Annotated in this window: 15 protein-coding genes; 7 read left to right on the top strand and 8 right to left on the bottom strand. The window is 66.6% G+C overall.

Annotation, left to right across the window (positions count from 1 at the left end):
• Nucleotides 1-56 precede the first annotated feature (56 nt).
• The 5 genes from DFR45_RS10680 to DFR45_RS10660 all read left to right on the top strand — a co-directional run bounded on the left by DFR45_RS10680 (nt 57) and on the right by DFR45_RS10660 (nt 6,989).
• The gene (locus tag DFR45_RS10680; RefSeq protein WP_114483730.1) at nt 57-2,612 is read left to right on the top strand and encodes a PAS domain S-box protein; all 2,556 of its coding nucleotides are present in this window, start codon (nt 57-59) and stop codon (nt 2,610-2,612) included.
• Nucleotides 2,609-3,235 carry a response regulator transcription factor gene (locus DFR45_RS10675; RefSeq protein ID WP_114483729.1) on the top strand — a complete coding sequence of 209 codons (627 nt, stop codon included), beginning with the start codon at nt 2,609-2,611 and terminating at the stop codon, nt 3,233-3,235. The genes DFR45_RS10680 and DFR45_RS10675 overlap by 4 nt, the downstream gene beginning before the upstream one ends.
• An 84-nt stretch (nt 3,236-3,319) precedes the next feature.
• Nucleotides 3,320-4,195, top strand: a complete 876-nt coding sequence (folD, locus tag DFR45_RS10670) for a bifunctional methylenetetrahydrofolate dehydrogenase/methenyltetrahydrofolate cyclohydrolase FolD (protein WP_114483728.1) — start codon at nt 3,320-3,322, stop codon at nt 4,193-4,195.
• Between the two features lie 44 nt (nt 4,196-4,239).
• Nucleotides 4,240-6,303 carry a M3 family metallopeptidase gene (locus tag DFR45_RS10665; RefSeq protein ID WP_114483727.1) on the top strand — a complete coding sequence of 688 codons (2,064 nt, stop codon included), beginning with the start codon at nt 4,240-4,242 and terminating at the stop codon, nt 6,301-6,303.
• A gap of 17 nt (nt 6,304-6,320) precedes the next feature.
• Complete coding sequence (locus DFR45_RS10660) at nt 6,321-6,989, top strand: glutaredoxin domain-containing protein (protein WP_114483726.1); 669 nt, start codon at nt 6,321-6,323, stop codon at nt 6,987-6,989.
• A 119-nt stretch (nt 6,990-7,108) separates the two neighbouring features.
• Here the strand turns inward: DFR45_RS10660 and DFR45_RS10655 are convergent, their stop codons facing one another.
• Genes DFR45_RS10655 through rpiA form a run of 3 tightly spaced genes read right to left on the bottom strand, consistent with a single transcriptional unit; the run spans nt 7,109 to nt 8,972 of the window.
• Nucleotides 7,109-7,468 (bottom strand): AzlD domain-containing protein, encoded by a 360-nt coding sequence (locus DFR45_RS10655; RefSeq protein ID WP_114483725.1) that lies wholly within the window; start codon nt 7,466-7,468, stop codon nt 7,109-7,111.
• On the bottom strand, nt 7,465-8,265 hold the full coding sequence (locus tag DFR45_RS10650; protein WP_241659416.1) for an AzlC family ABC transporter permease: 801 nt from the start codon (nt 8,263-8,265) through the stop codon (nt 7,465-7,467). Before DFR45_RS10650 ends, DFR45_RS10655 begins: the two co-directional genes overlap by 4 nt.
• Entirely contained in the window at nt 8,265-8,972 is a 708-nt protein-coding gene (gene rpiA, locus DFR45_RS10645; protein ID WP_114483724.1) for a ribose-5-phosphate isomerase RpiA, read from the bottom strand. Before rpiA ends, DFR45_RS10650 begins: the two co-directional genes overlap by 1 nt.
• A 68-nt stretch (nt 8,973-9,040) precedes the next feature.
• Here rpiA and DFR45_RS10640 point away from each other — a divergent pair, with 68 nt between their 5' ends.
• Nucleotides 9,041-10,105, top strand: a complete 1,065-nt coding sequence (locus DFR45_RS10640) for a quinone-dependent dihydroorotate dehydrogenase (protein ID WP_114483723.1) — start codon at nt 9,041-9,043, stop codon at nt 10,103-10,105.
• Nucleotides 10,106-10,215: 110 nt separating this feature from the next.
• Here the strand turns inward: DFR45_RS10640 and DFR45_RS10635 are convergent, their stop codons facing one another.
• The 5 genes from DFR45_RS10635 to rfbC form a co-directional block, all read right to left on the bottom strand.
• Nucleotides 10,216-10,557, bottom strand: coding sequence for a hypothetical protein (locus DFR45_RS10635; RefSeq protein ID WP_114483722.1), 342 nt, complete (start codon nt 10,555-10,557; stop codon nt 10,216-10,218).
• Nucleotides 10,557-10,952, bottom strand: coding sequence for a phage holin family protein (locus DFR45_RS10630; RefSeq protein WP_114483721.1), 396 nt, complete (start codon nt 10,950-10,952; stop codon nt 10,557-10,559). Before DFR45_RS10630 ends, DFR45_RS10635 begins: the two co-directional genes overlap by 1 nt.
• Before the next feature lie 42 nt (nt 10,953-10,994).
• On the bottom strand, nt 10,995-11,294 hold the full coding sequence (locus tag DFR45_RS10625; RefSeq protein ID WP_114483720.1) for a DUF883 family protein: 300 nt from the start codon (nt 11,292-11,294) through the stop codon (nt 10,995-10,997).
• 114 nt (nt 11,295-11,408) lie between these two features.
• On the bottom strand, nt 11,409-12,569 hold the full coding sequence (locus DFR45_RS10620) for an NAD(P)/FAD-dependent oxidoreductase (protein ID WP_114483719.1): 1,161 nt from the start codon (nt 12,567-12,569) through the stop codon (nt 11,409-11,411).
• A 32-nt stretch (nt 12,570-12,601) separates the two neighbouring features.
• A complete protein-coding gene (gene rfbC, locus DFR45_RS10615; RefSeq protein WP_114483718.1) occupies nt 12,602-13,153 on the bottom strand; it encodes a dTDP-4-dehydrorhamnose 3,5-epimerase in 552 nt (183 codons plus the stop codon).
• Between the two features lie 175 nt (nt 13,154-13,328).
• On the opposite strand from rfbC, the gene adk reads away from it, so the two are divergent.
• Nucleotides 13,329-13,985, top strand: coding sequence for an adenylate kinase (gene adk, locus DFR45_RS10610; protein ID WP_114483717.1), 657 nt, complete (start codon nt 13,329-13,331; stop codon nt 13,983-13,985).
• The last annotated feature ends 7 nt before the right edge of the window (nt 13,986-13,992 follow it).

The raw sequence follows: 13,992 nt of genomic DNA, 5'->3' as shown, positions 1-13,992 counted from the left end.
ACACAAAAACACAGGGCAGCTCTTTGGCCATTTCTCCTTCTACACTTCGCAGCGTGATGACTTCTACGCGCACGAAACCTTTGCCCGCCACCGCCCCGCGCCGCGCGCTGCTGCAGTGGTGGCGCGCATGGTGGCGCAACCTCACGCCGCTGCGCCAGGAGCGTTTGGCCATGCTGGCGCCGCTGGTGGCGGTATTTGTGTTTCTGGCGGCCATCGTCGCGGCGTTTGCTTATTTACAGCTCGAAGAGTCTGAGCGCGAGCAGGAAACCCTGCAGCGCGATATGGAATACGCCCAGCAGCGTGTGCGCCTGCGCCTGCTCGAACGCCAGGAGCAGCTGATGCGACTGGCGCGCCAGCTCGCGCTGCACGAGCTCGCGCCGGCCGAGTTCGAAAACCGGGCCGAGGAATTCGTCAACCAGTACCCTGAGCTGCAAGCCCTCACCTGGATAGACGCGCAGGGCCGTATCCGTGCGAGCTTCGCTGCCCCCACGCTGCCCGGCAGCCAGCAGCGCCTGGCTGGCGAGCGGGCCGGGCTCGACGCCGCTGCCTGGGCCCAGGCGCAGCAGCAGCAAACGGTGTTCACCCAACCCCTGGCAACGGCTGGGCAGCCGCCGCCCTTGTTGCAGTTGCTGGTGCCCGTCGCGCGCGGGCGGCAGTTCCAAGGCGCGGTGCTCGGTGAGTTTTCCAACGACAGTTTGTTGCGCTATGGCATGCCGCCGCGCGTGCTCGCGCGCTACGCCATCACCTTGCTCGACGGCAAGCGCCAGGTGCTCGCAGGCAGCCCCATGACGAGCAGCGTCAGCCAGGTGCACTTTTTGCCCTGGAAGCAAGCCAAGGCGAGCGAGTACGCGATCCAGGTATCCCCGGTGGGCTACGGACTGGTGCTGCGCGCGCAGGCGTACCGCACTTCGCTGGGCGTGGTTGGCAGCGGCCTGTTCTGGCTCGTGGGTGCGCTCAGCCTGATGACGACCTGGCTGCTCGTTGCCAGCTGGCGCCATACGCGCCGACGCCTGCGCGTGCAAGAGGCGCTCGTGGCCGAGACGAACTTTCGCCGCGCGATGGAAAACTCCATCGCCACCGGCATGCGCGCGCTCGACCTCGAGGGCCGCATCACCTACGTGAACGCCGCGTTCTGCCAGATGACGGGCTGGAGCGCCGAGGAGCTCGTGGGCCTCAAAGCGCCGTTTCCGTACTGGCCCGACGAAGAAAGACACTTGCTGAGTGAAAAATTAAAAGAGCAGTTCAGCGGCAAGAACGCCTCGGGCGGCTACAAGATGCGTGTGAAGCGCAAGAACGGCACCCTGTTCGACGCGCGGCTCTACGTCTCGCCACTGATAGACGCGCACGGTCAGCAGACCGGCTGGATGACCTCGATGACCGACATCACCGAGCCCACGCGCATCCGCGAGCAGCTCGCCGCCGCGCACGAGCGCTTCACCATCGTGCTCGAAGCGCTGGACGCCGCCGTCTCGGTCGCTCCGCTGGGCAGCGAGGAGCTGCTGTTCGCCAACAAGCTCTACCGCCAGTGGTTCGGCGCGCAGGCCGACGGGCACCTGCAACTCGTCGCGCAGGCCGGCAAGCTGCCCGTGGCGTATTCGAGCGTGGGCGACATGGACGAGGAGGACGGCCTCATGGGTTTGCCGGCCGACGCGCTGACCGAGGCCCTGCCAGACCACGCCGAGATATTCCTGCCCGAACTCGGCAAATGGCTCGAGGTGCGCTCGCGCTACCTGAGCTGGGTCGATGGGCGCCTCGCGCAGATGGTGATCGCGACCGACATCACGCAGCGCCGCGAGGCCGAAGAGCAGGCCGCGCGCCAGGCCGAGCGTGCGCAGTCCGTGAGCCGCCTCGTGACCATGGGCGAGATGGCCTCGAGCCTGGCGCATGAGCTCAACCAGCCGCTCACCGCCATCAGCAACTACTGCAACGGCATGCTCACGCGCATCGACAACGGCCAGCTCAGCGAGGACATGCTGCGCACGGCTTTGCAAAAAACCGCACACCAGGCGCAGCGCGCGGGGCAGATCATCCACCACATCCGCGCCTTCGTGAAAAAAAGCGAACCGCAACGCGTGCTGGCAGACGTCTCGAAGATGGTGCAAGAGGCCATCGAGCTCGCCGGCATCGAGCTGCGCCGCCACAACGTGCGCCTCACGCACCACGTGGCCGCGCGCCTGCCGCCCGTACTGGCCGACACCATCCTGATCGAGCAGGCGCTCATCAACCTGCTCAAAAACGCTGCCGAGGCGATCCAGCAGGCGCAACGCCCGCCCGCGGCGCGCACCGTGGAGCTGCGCGTGCTGCCGCGCCGCAACGAGGCTGGCGAAGTGATCGAATTCACCGTGCAAGACAGCGGCAAGGGCCTGCCGCCCGAGATGCGCGAGCGCCTGTTCGAAGCCTTTTACTCGACCAAGCAAGAAGGCATGGGCATAGGGCTGAACTTGTGCCGCAGCATCGTCGAGGCGCACCAGGGCCGGCTGCAGGCGGACAACATTTACAATGGCACCGAGATCGTGGGCTGCAGGTTTTCTTTCTGGTTACCCGTTGCCAAGCCTGCGGAGATTGCATCCAATACTGTAGCAAATGGACCCAGCACGAGGACTGTGGCATGAGTTTGATCCCGAAAAAAGGCACCATCTACGTGGTCGATGACGACGAGGCCGTGCGCGACTCGCTGCAATGGCTGCTCGAGGGCAACAACTACCTGGTGCGCGGCTTCGATTCGGCCGAGGTCTTTCTCGCGCGCTACGACCCGCGCGAAGTCGCCTGTCTGCTCGTGGACATCCGCATGGAAGGCATGAGCGGGCTCGAGTTGCAAGACCGCCTGCTGGAACGCAAGTCGCCGCTGCCCATTGCCTTCATCACCGGCCACGGCGACGTGCCCATGGCCGTGAGCACCATGAAAAAGGGTGCGCTCGACTTCATCCAAAAGCCCTTCGACGAAAAAGCGCTGCTCAGCCTGGTCGAGCGCATGCTCGCAAACGCCGAACAAGCCTTCGCCGAGCACCAGCAGGCCGCGAACCGCGAAGCCATGCTCGCCAAGCTCACGAGCCGCGAGGCGCAGCTGCTTGAGCGCATCGTCGCGGGGCGCCTGAACAAGCAGATCGCCGACGACCTGGGCATCAGCATCAAGACCGTGGAAGCGCACCGCGCCAACATCATGGAAAAGCTCAACGCGAACACGGTGGCCGACCTGCTCAAGATCGCGCTGGGCCAGAACGCGCCCAAGCTCTGACGCCCATATTACTCCTTCATCGATAGCTGCTAGCGCTTTCTACACGGGCGCTAATGGCATATTTCATACTTATTTTCAGCACCCATGACAGCCCAACTCATCGACGGCAACGCCCTCTCGCGCCAGCTGCGTGCCCAGGTTGCGCAGCGCGCCGCGGCGCTCAAGGCGCGCGGCATCACCCCCGGCCTCGCCGTGATCCTCGTGGGCGACAACCCGGCCTCGCAGGTCTATGTGCGCAACAAGGTCAAGGCCTGCGCAGACAGCGGACTGCACTCGGTGCTCGAAAAGTACGACGCCGGTTTCAGCGAGGCCGAACTGCTCGCGCGCGTGCAGACGCTCAACGCCGACCCGCGCATCCACGGCATCCTGGTGCAGCTGCCGCTGCCCGCGCACATCGACGCGCAAAAGGTCATCGAGGCGATTTCTCCCGCGAAGGACGTCGATGGTTTTCACATCGCGAGCGCCGGCGCGCTCATGACCGGCTTGCCCGGCTTCAAGCCCTGCACGCCCTACGGCTGCATGAAGATGCTCGAAAGCATTGGCTACCCCTTGCGCGGCAAGCACGCGGTGGTCATCGGCCGCAGCAACATCGTCGGCAAACCCATGGCGCTGATGCTGCTCGCGCAAGACGCCACCGTCACCATCTGCCACAGCGCCACGCAAAACCTCAAGGCGCACACCTTGCAGGCCGACGTGATCGTCGCCGCCGTGGGCAAGCGCAAGGTGCTCACGGCCGACATGGTCAAGCCCGGCGCCGTGGTGATTGACGTAGGCATGAACCGCGACGAAGCGGGCAAGCTCTGCGGCGACGTCGATTTTGCCGGCGTGCGCGAAGTCGCCGGCTGGATCACGCCCGTGCCCGGCGGCGTTGGCCCCATGACCATCACCATGCTGCTGGTCAACACCCTCGAAGCGGCCGAGCGCGCTGCCGGCGTGGCGGAACAAAACTCCGCGCACTGAATTCCCCCTTGAAGCGACCGCCCACGGCAACCACCTGCGCATCCATGAGCAATCCCCTCCTCGACTTCACCGACCTGCCGCCCTTCGACCGCATCCAGCCCGAAGACGTGGCCCCCGCCATTGATACGCTGCTCGCGCGCGCGAACCAGGCGCTCGAGACCGTCACCGCGCCTGACTTCCCCGCACAATGGGACGCCATCGCGCGCGTGCTCGACGTGGCCACGGAGCGGCTCGGCGTGGTCTGGGGCGCGATCAGCCACCTGAACAGCGTGGCCGACACGCCCGCGCTGCGCGCCGCCTACAACGCCGCACTGCCGCGCGTGACCGAGTTCTGGACGCGCCTGGGCGCCGACGAGCGCCTGTACGCCAAATACAAAGCCATAGACCCCGAGACGCTCGACGCCGAGCAAGGCCGCGCGCTGCACAACGCACTGCGCGGTTTCGTGCTCAGCGGCGCCGAGCTGCAGGGCGCGGCCAAGGAGCGCTTTGCGCAAATCCAGGAGCGCCAGGCCGAGCTGAGCCAGAAATTCAGCGAAAACGCGCTCGACGCGACCGACGCCTTCGCCTACTACGCGAGCGCCGAGGAGCTCGCCGGCGTGCCCGACGATGTATTGCAGGCTGCGCGCAGCGCCGCCGAGGCCGAGGCCGAGGGCCGTGCGGGCTACAAGCTCACGCTCAAAATGCCCAGCTACCTGCCTGTGATGCAGTTCGCGCACGATCGCGCGCTGCGCGAGCGCCTGTACCGCGCCTACGCCACGCGCGCGTCCGACCAGGCCGAGGGCGAGGCCAAGCGCTTCGACAACACCGCGCTGATCCATGAAATCCTCGCGCTGCGCCGCGAAGAAGCGCAGCTGCTCGGCTACCCGCACTTCGGCGCCGTCTCGCTCGTGCCCAAGATGGCGCAGTCGCCCGACCAGGTCATCGCCTTCCTGCGCGACCTCGCCGCGCGCGCGCGTCCCTACGCCGAAAAAGACCTCGCCGACATGCGCGACTTTGCCGCGCGCACGCTGGGCATCGTTGATCCGCAAGCCTGGGACTGGCCCTACATCGCCGAAAAGCTCAAGGAGGCGCGCTACGCCTTCAGCGAGCAGGAAGTCAAGCAATACTTTCCCGCGCCCAAGGTGCTCGCGGGGCTGTTCAAGATCGTCGAAAACCTGTTCGAAGTGCGCATCGTGCGCGACAGCGCGCCCGTGTGGCACCCGGCCGTGGAGTTTTACCGTATCGAGCGCGACGGTGCGCTCGTCGGCCAGTTCTACCTCGACCTGCCCGCGCGCCCCGGCAAGCGCGGCGGCGCCTGGATGGACGACGTGCGCACGCGCTGGCGCCGCCCCGACACCGGCGTGCTGCAAACGCCCGTGGCGCACCTGGTGTGCAACTTCGCTGCGGGCGTGGCGGGCAAACCTGCGCTGCTGACGCACGACGACGTCATCACCTTGTTCCACGAATTCGGCCACGGCTTGCACCACCTGCTCACGCAGGTCAGCGAGCGCGACGTCTCGGGCATCGCGGGCGTCGAGTGGGACGCGGTCGAGCTGCCGAGCCAGTTCATGGAAAACTTCTGCTGGGAGTGGCGCGTGCTGCAGGACATGACGGCGCACGTCGATACCGGCGCGCCGCTGCCGCGCGATTTGTACGACAAGATGCTTGCCGCAAAAAACTTCCAAAGCGGCCTGCAGACGCTGCGCCAGATCGAATTCGCGCTGTTCGACATGCTGCTGCACACCGTGCACGACCCCGCGCAGGACTTCATGCCGCTGCTCGAGCAGGTGCGCAGCGAGGTCTCGGTGATGCCGCCGCCGCCCTTCAGCCGCATGCCGCACACCTTCAGCCACATCTTCGCGGGCGGCTACGCGGCGGGCTACTACAGCTACAAATGGGCCGAGGTGCTGAGCGCCGACGCCTACGCCGCGTTCGAGGAAACCGTGGGCAGCGACGGCCTGCCGAGCCGCGAGGTCGGGCGCCGCTACCGCCAGGCCATCCTCGAAGCCGGCGGCAGCCGCCCGGCCATGGAGTCGTTCAAAGCCTTCCGCGGCCGCGAACCGCAGCTCGACGCGCTGCTGCGCCATCAGGGCATGGCACAGCCGCCGGCCGTCGTGCTAACGGCTTGACTCTCAAGGAGCGCCCCATGCGCAGATTGCCGCGCGTTTGTGCAGCCTGGCTCATTCCCTTGCTGTTCGCAAGCGCAGGTGTGCCTGCGCACGCGCAAGCCATCTACCGCGTCGTCGGCCCCGATGGGCGGGTGACGTTTTCCGACCGGCCACCCACCGAGCCCCAGGCCCAGGCCAAGCCGGCCAAGGTGACCGGCGCCAGCAGCGCGGACGACGGCAACGCCGCCCTGCCCTACGCGCTGCGCGAGGTGGCGGCGCGCTACCCTGTCGCGCTCTACAGCAGCAGCAACTGCGCCCCGTGCGACAGCGCGCGCCAGTTGCTGCAAGCGCGTGGCGTCCCGTTCACCGAATACACCGTGAGCAGCGCCGAAGACATCGAAGCGCTGCAAAAACTCAGCGGCCAGAGCAGCCTGCCCTTTGCCACCATAGGCCGCCAGCATCTGCTGGGCTACGCCGAAGCCGAGTGGACGCAATACCTCGACGCCGCGGGCTACCCCAAGACTTCGCAGCTACCGCCCAACTACCGCCGCCCACCCCCGACGCCGCTCGTGGCCCGCAAGGCGGCCGAACCTGCCGCGCCCGCGGCTTCTGCGGCCTCTGCCGCGTCCATCCCCAATGCACGCCCAGCGGCGGCGCCGTCGCGCCCGGCGAAAAAAACCGACAACCCTGCGGGCATCCGGTTTTGATTGCTACTTTATAAGTAGCAAAATTTACCCATAAAAAACGCTTCTCGGCGCTGATGGATCAAGCGCGAGTTGCTCATTTTTTGGGTGTGAAACGATAGAGATGCCCCGCGGCCTCTTTTTTACGCAGCCGTCAAGAAATACCGGCAGGCACCATACACCAGCGCTGCCAGCAAGGTCGGCAACGCGATGCCGCCCGCAAAGCGCCGCACCAGCCACACCGTGCCCAGCCCGGCGCCAAGCGCAGCCCAGGTGGGCGCGTCTCCCAGCTGCTCGGCCGCTGGCCACACCGACACGACGAGCAAGGCCGTGATCGCCGCCGGCCCGAGCGCGCCCAGCATGCTCCACACGGCACGCCCGCGCGCGCTGCGCGAGCGCTGCGGAGGGTGCCGCATGGGCAGCCAGCGCAGCAAAAACGTCAGTACGCCGCAGATCGCCGCACTTGCGACGCCCAGGGTTTCGTGCGAAAGATGCAAGTTCATGTGTTCGTTTTGCTGTAACCCAAAGCGGCACCCGCCAACATGCCACCCACCATGGCCAGGTACGCAGGCAGCACGCTGGTCAGCGCCGCCGTCGCAAGGGCCGCGCCCCACAGCACACGCCGGCGCGTACCGGGCATGATTTCGAGCAGCAAGGCAAAAAACAGCGCCGGCAGGATGAATGCGAGCACTTCCCGCAGAAAAACCGACTGCGCGAGCATTTGCTGCCCGAGCGTCGCGCCCAGCGCCGTGCCGAGCAGCCAGCTCGCATAGGCGCCAAGTTCGAGTCCGGCGAACCAGTAGGGGCGCTCGGCCAGCGGCACGGCCGACAAGCCGCCCACGGCGCGCGCAAACACCTCGTCGGTAAGGCCGAACGCGAGCAGCGGCAGAGGCACGCCCAAGCCCTGCGCACCTCGCGTTGGGCCTGCACCGGCCAGGATGCCCGTGGCGGAATGCGCCTCGCCACGCAGCTGGGCCAAGATCACCGGCCCGTAAAACACATGGCGCACGTTCATCAACGCCACGGTGGCCACCACCGACAGCAGCGAGCCGCCCGCCGCCACGAGCGCCACCAGCGCAAACTGGCTCGCGCCCGCATACACGAGCGCCGACACGAGCAAAGCCACGGGCGGCGAAAGCTGCGCCTGCAGCGCCGCAAGCCCGAACGAGAACGCCACGGGCAGGTAGCCAGCGCCTATCGACAGGCTCGCGAACAATCCCTGCATGAAAGGGCGCACGCGCGAAACTGCCGCGTTGGCGTCCTCCACCGAAGCCGCCAACGAGCGTTCAGCGTCCGCCATCAGTCGAACCTCAAGGTCTGCACGCCTTGCGCCGTGCCGAGCAGGCACAACGTCGCCTTCTGGTGCGCAAATACGCCCACGGTCACCACGCCCGGCCATTGGTTCACTTCGGACTCGAACGCCAGCGGCGCGTCGATGTGCAAGCCGTGCACGTCGAGCAGGTGCTGGCCGTTGTCGGTCACGAGCGGCTGGCCGCCCTGCAGGCGCAGGCGCGCCTGCCCGCCCAAAGCGGCAAAGCGGCGTGTGATCTGGCGTGCGGCCATGGGAATCACCTCCACGGGCAGCGGAAAGCGTCCGAGCACCTCGACCTGCTTGGACGCATCGGCAATGCAGACGAAGCGCGCGGCCATGGAGGCGACGATTTTTTCGCGCGTGAGCGCCGCGCCGCCACCTTTGATCATGTAGCCGCGCGGGTCGATCTCGTCGGCGCCATCGATATACACCGCGAGCGCATCGACATCGTTGGCGTCGAACACGGTGATGCCCAGCGCGCGCAGCCGCGCCGTGCTGGCCTCGGAGCTGGACACCGCGCCGCGGATGCGCTCTTTGACGCCGGCGAGCGCGTCGATGAACTTGTTCACCGTGGAGCCCGTGCCCACGCCGACGATGCTGTCCGGCTCCACGTACTGCAAGGCCGCCCGCCCCACGAGGGCTTTGAGCTCGTCCTGGGTCGGCAGGGAAAAAGGTGGGTGCGGCGCTGAGGTCATGGTGTGCTTTTGCAGGGGGTTCGTAGGGGAAAATCGCGCAAACCCCGCATTATCCTTTTCTACGCTTCATGCCTTTGCTCCCCTACGCCCTCGCCCGCGCCGTGCTGTTTCGCATGGACGCCGAAACCGCCCACGAACACACGCTCGCGCTGCTCGAGCGCGGCCAGCACACGCCGCTGCAATGGGCCTGGTGCAGCGAAACCGTGCAAGACCCGATAGAGCTCGCGGGCCTGCGCTTTCCGAACCGCGTGGGCCTGGCCGCAGGGCTGGACAAAAACGCGCGCTGCATCGACGCGCTGGGGCGCATGGGCTTTGGCTTCGTCGAAGTCGGCACCGTCACGCCCAAGCCGCAACCCGGCAACCCCAAGCCGCGCATGTTCCGCCTGCCCGAGGCGCAGGCGCTGATCAACCGGCTGGGCTTCAACAACGAGGGGCTCGCTGCCTTCGTGCACAACGTGCAGCGCTCGCGCCTGCGCCGCGCGCCCGGCGCGCTGCTGCTCGGGCTCAACATCGGCAAGAACGCCAGCACCCCCATCGAAGACGCCACGCGCGACTATCTCATCGGCCTCGAAGGCGTGTACCCGCACGCCGACTACGTCACCGTGAACATCAGCTCGCCGAACACCCAAAACCTGCGCTCGCTGCAAAGCGACGCCGCGCTCGACGCGCTGCTGTCTGCGCTCGCCGAGCGGCGCGAGGTGCTCGCGCAGCAGCAGCGCGACGCTGGCGGCAAGGCGCGGCGCGTGCCCATCTTCCTCAAGATCGCGCCCGACCTCGACGAGGCGCAAGTCGCCGTGATCGCCGCCGCGCTGCAGCGCCACGGCATGGACGGCGTGATCGCCACCAACACCACGATCCGCCGCGACGCGGTGCAAGGGCTGCCCCACGCCGACGAAGCCGGGGGTCTGAGCGGCGCGCCGCTGCTCGAGCCCAGCAACCAGGTGATCCGCCAGCTGCGCGCGGCGCTGGGCAGCCGCTTTCCCATCATCGGCGTGGGCGGCATCCTGAGCGCGCAAGACGCGCAAAGCAAAATCCGCGCGGGCGCCGACGCGGTGCAGATCTACACCGGCCTGATCTATCGCGGCCCCGCCTTGGTCGCCGAGGCTGCGCGGGCGATCAAGGCGATGCGATAGAGGCTCGACTTACGCAACACGGGGGCGGGAAAGGCGCGCGTCCCATGGCAACACGCTTTGCTGCATCCTTGCTTGCGTGAGTCCAGTTGTTGTGTCGGCGGGCTGCGCCATCAGCCGCGCAGCCGCAAAATCCAGGGCAACGCGACCGTCGCCCAGCGCAGCACGCGGCGCGGGCCCGCAGCGGCGATCAGGGCCGCCGCCACTGCGCCCGTGACGGCCGGGTGGGCGCGCGTGAACAAGGCCAGCCGCTCGGCAAACGAAGCGTCAGGCGGATACAAGTCCCCCTGTGCTGCACCATCGGTCGAAGTGGTGGTGTTTGCAGTCCCGTGCGTTTGCGCCTGCTGCCGTGCGGCGCGGCGCGCGCGCAGGCGTTCGCGCTGCACGGCGATGCGCTCGAGCACGCGTTGCTGCTCGGGCGTCACGTCCACCGGGATGGATTTGTCGGCACACATCACAAGCGCTCCTTGAGCTCGCGCCAGTCTTGCGCCAGCTCGCGGCGCGTGAGGACAAACGCTTGGCGGCACGCTTGCGCGATCGACCACGCCCACCTTGCAGCGCCAAGCCACAGCAGCAGCCAGACGATCACCATCAGCCAAGCGGCGAGCACACGCTGCGGGCTGTCCCAAAATAGCAGCAACACCGCCGCCGACAGCGCCACCAGCGTAACGACTGCAAGCACGAGCAGCGCTGCGCCCAGCAAGAGCAGGATGAGCCCGTGCCGCTTGAGCTGGGCCCACTCAAGCCGGGCGAGCTCGGCGCGGTCCTCGATGGCAATCGCGCCTTCATTGAGCGCCGTGCGCCAGCGCGCGAGCCAGGCGTCGAGCCCGAGCAACGCAAGCCACCTCATGGCGACGCCCCAGAGTCCAAGCGCAGCAAAGTGCCGCCCCGATCAGCGACGGCCCAGCACGAAACCGACGAGTGCGCCAATCGCAAGCGCCGCACCGGCCAGGCGCCAGGGCTCGTCGTGCGCGTAGCGGTCGGCCGCCAGCGCGGCATCCTTGGCCTGGCGCGCGGCCTCTTGCGCAGCACGCACGGCGGCTTCACGCACCGAGTGCATGCCGTCGTCTATGCGCTGGCGCAGCACTTTGATCTCCGGCACGGCGTCGAGGTCTTTGCTCGCGATCAGTCCGCGCAGGTCGGCGACCAGTTTTTCGAGCTCTGCTTGAGTAGAGTTGTTGGGAGTAGTCATACGAACCTTTCCATTGAGTGATTTCAAACAAATAGCAACCACGCCGCACAAATCAAACCTCGCACGGGCATGAGCATCTTAGCCCTTGGGCGCAAGCCCCTTCCATGATGCAAGTCAAGACTGCACCAGGAGCCCCTCTGCAAGGCTTTGCAGCACGCATTCGGCGATCGCCAATGCACTGGTCAAACCCGGCGACTCGATGCCAAACAGATGCACCAACCCCGGTACGCCATGCTGCGCCGGGCCGACGATGCAAAAGTCCTCGCTGATGGCGCCGTCAATCTTTATTTTGGGGCGAATGCCTGCGTATCCAGGGGCCAGCGCGCCGTCGGGCAGATCGGGCCAGTATCGACGCACGGCAGCATAGAACGCTGCGGCGCGCGTGGCATCCACCGAGAAGTCGTCGGGCGCGTCGAACCCTTCGCCCACGTCCAGCCACTGCACGTCCGGCCCGAATTTGGCCTGCCCGGCCAAGTCGAGCGTCAGGTGCACGCCCAGGCCGCCCACTTGCGGCACGGGGTAGATCAGATGCCGAAACGGCGCCCTGCCCATGAATGTGAAGTAGTTGCCCTTGGCAAAACAAGGCGTGGGCACGTGGCGCGGATCGAGCCCGGCAAAGCGCCGCGCCAGCGCGCAAGCCTGCAGCCCGGCGGCGTTGACTACCGTGCGCGCCTGCAACCATTCGCCCTCGTTGACTTCCAAAAGAATAGCTGCTTGCGCACGTCCATCAAGCACTTTGGCCGAATTGACCTTGGAATGCAAAACGACCATGCCGCCCGCATGCTCGAGGTCGCCTTGCAAGGCCAGCATGAGCGCGTGGCTGTCGATAATGCCGGTGCTGGGCGAATGCAGCGCCGCCTCGCAGGCGAGCGCCGGCTCGAGCGCACGCGCCGCGCCGGCGTCCAGCCACTGCAGGTCATGCACGCCGTTCGTGGCCGCGCGCTGCGCCAGGGCCTCTAGCCGCGCCACCTCATGCGGCGCCGTCGCCACGATGAGCTTGCCGCAGCGCCGATGCGGCACGCCCCGCGCCGCGCAGTAGGCATAGAGCAGATCGCGCCCGCGCACACACAACCGCGCTTTGAGCAAATCTGGCGCGTAATACAAACCCGCGTGGATCACCTCGCTGTTGCGCGCGCTCGTGCCCGTGCCGATCGCGCCCTGCGCCTCGAGCACCAGCACCTCGCGCCCTGCCAAGGCCAGGGCCCGCGCCACCGCGAGCCCGACCACGCCCGCGCCGATGACGACGCAATCCACCTCATTGAACGAATGCGCCATGGCCTACGCTTGCAGGGAGTCCACCCGTTGGTTCAGGCAAACACCTCGGCTTCGGCGAGCAGCATGCCCGCCGCGTCCTTGGCGGCAAGAATGGGCGGCGCGGCGATGGGCCAGCGGATGCCTATGGCCGGGTCGTCCCAGCGAATGCAACGCTCGTGCGCGGGGGCGTAGTAGTCGGTGGTCTTGTAGAGAAACTCCGCCGCGTCGCTGAGCACGACGAAGCCATGCGCAAACCCGGCGGGAATCCACAGCTGGCGCTTGTTCTCGGCGCTCAGGTGCACGCCCACCCAGCGACCGAAGTGCGCCGAGCTTTTGCGCACATCCACGGCCACGTCGTACACCTCACCCTGCACCACGCGCACGAGCTTGCCTTGGGGCTGCTGAACTTGGTAGTGCAGGCCGCGCAGCACGTTCTTGGCGCTGCGGCTGTGGTTGTCCTGCACGAATTCGACCTGCACGCCCGTGGCCTGGGCGAAGTCGCGCCGGTTGTAGCTTTCAAAAAAGAAACCGCGCTCGTCGCCAAAGACTTTGGGCTCGAGAATGAGCACTTCGGGCAAGGCACTGGGAGTGACATGAAAAGGCATGCGCGCATTTTAGGTGCCGCATCTGGCCTGGAGTTCTTGGCCCGGAGTTCCTGCCGGGAGCGCCTGGTTGCACGGGCGCTCGTCGCCGCTTTTTTCATAGGCAAGCGCAATTTCATGCCATGCTATCCTCGACTTCGAAAGACATCCCATTGACATCTGCGAGGAAACAAAAATCATGCGACTGATCCTGCTCGGCCCCCCCGGCGCCGGAAAAGGCACCCAAGCCACTTTCATCTGCCAAAAATTCGGCATCCCGCAAATCTCTACGGGCGACATGCTGCGCGCTGCCGTCAAGGCCGGCACACCGCTGGGGCTGCAGGCCAAGGCCGTGATGGATTCGGGCGGCTTGGTCAACGACGACATCATCATCGGCCTGGTCAAAGAACGCATCGCCCAGCCCGATTGCGCCAAGGGTTTTTTGTTCGACGGCTTTCCGCGCACGATCGCGCAGGCCGACGCCCTCAAGGCAGCAGGCATCAAGATCGACTACGTGCTTGAAATCGACGTGCCTTTCGACGCCATCATCGAGCGCATGAGCGGCCGCCGCACCCATCCCGCGAGCGGGCGCACCTACCACATCAAATTCAACCCGCCCAAGGTTCCGGGCAAGGACGACATCACTGGCGAAGACCTGGTGCAGCGCGACGACGACAAGGAAGAAACGGTGCGCAAGCGCCTGCAGGTTTATAGCGAACAAACACGCCCTCTGGTCGATTACTACCGCCGCTGGGCCGAGCAAGACCCGGCCAACGCCCCCAAGTACCGTGTCATCAACGGTATGGGCAGCGTGGAGGAAATCACGGCGCGCATCTTGCAGGCACTGCAGAGCTGAGCTGAGC

It is taken from the genome of Extensimonas vulgaris (assembly GCF_003337425.1).
GTDB lineage: Bacteria > Pseudomonadota > Gammaproteobacteria > Burkholderiales > Burkholderiaceae_C > Extensimonas > Extensimonas vulgaris.
The sequence above is the reverse complement of the archived record's forward strand: the minus strand, read 5'-3'. Positions and strand labels throughout refer to the sequence as shown.

Bases quoted from the DNA above. Each gene is read 5' to 3' on its own strand.
- DFR45_RS10680 (WP_114483730.1), top strand. From the start codon at position 57: ATGACTTCTACGCGCACGAAACCTTTGCCCGCCACCGCCCCGCGCCGC.
- DFR45_RS10675 (WP_114483729.1), top strand. From the start codon at position 2,609: ATGAGTTTGATCCCGAAAAAAGGCACCATCTACGTGGTCGATGACGAC.
- folD (WP_114483728.1), top strand. From the start codon at position 3,320: ATGACAGCCCAACTCATCGACGGCAACGCCCTCTCGCGCCAGCTGCGT.
- DFR45_RS10665 (WP_114483727.1), top strand. From the start codon at position 4,240: ATGAGCAATCCCCTCCTCGACTTCACCGACCTGCCGCCCTTCGACCGC.
- DFR45_RS10660 (WP_114483726.1), top strand. From the start codon at position 6,321: ATGCGCAGATTGCCGCGCGTTTGTGCAGCCTGGCTCATTCCCTTGCTG.
- DFR45_RS10655 (WP_114483725.1), bottom strand. From the start codon at position 7,468: ATGAACTTGCATCTTTCGCACGAAACCCTGGGCGTCGCAAGTGCGGCG.
- DFR45_RS10650 (WP_241659416.1), bottom strand. From the start codon at position 8,265: ATGGCGGACGCTGAACGCTCGTTGGCGGCTTCGGTGGAGGACGCCAAC.
- rpiA (WP_114483724.1), bottom strand. From the start codon at position 8,972: ATGACCTCAGCGCCGCACCCACCTTTTTCCCTGCCGACCCAGGACGAG.
- DFR45_RS10640 (WP_114483723.1), top strand. From the start codon at position 9,041: ATGCCTTTGCTCCCCTACGCCCTCGCCCGCGCCGTGCTGTTTCGCATG.
- DFR45_RS10635 (WP_114483722.1), bottom strand. From the start codon at position 10,557: ATGTGTGCCGACAAATCCATCCCGGTGGACGTGACGCCCGAGCAGCAA.
- DFR45_RS10630 (WP_114483721.1), bottom strand. From the start codon at position 10,952: ATGAGGTGGCTTGCGTTGCTCGGGCTCGACGCCTGGCTCGCGCGCTGG.
- DFR45_RS10625 (WP_114483720.1), bottom strand. From the start codon at position 11,294: ATGACTACTCCCAACAACTCTACTCAAGCAGAGCTCGAAAAACTGGTC.
- DFR45_RS10620 (WP_114483719.1), bottom strand. From the start codon at position 12,569: ATGGCGCATTCGTTCAATGAGGTGGATTGCGTCGTCATCGGCGCGGGC.
- rfbC (WP_114483718.1), bottom strand. From the start codon at position 13,153: ATGCCTTTTCATGTCACTCCCAGTGCCTTGCCCGAAGTGCTCATTCTC.
- adk (WP_114483717.1), top strand. From the start codon at position 13,329: ATGCGACTGATCCTGCTCGGCCCCCCCGGCGCCGGAAAAGGCACCCAA.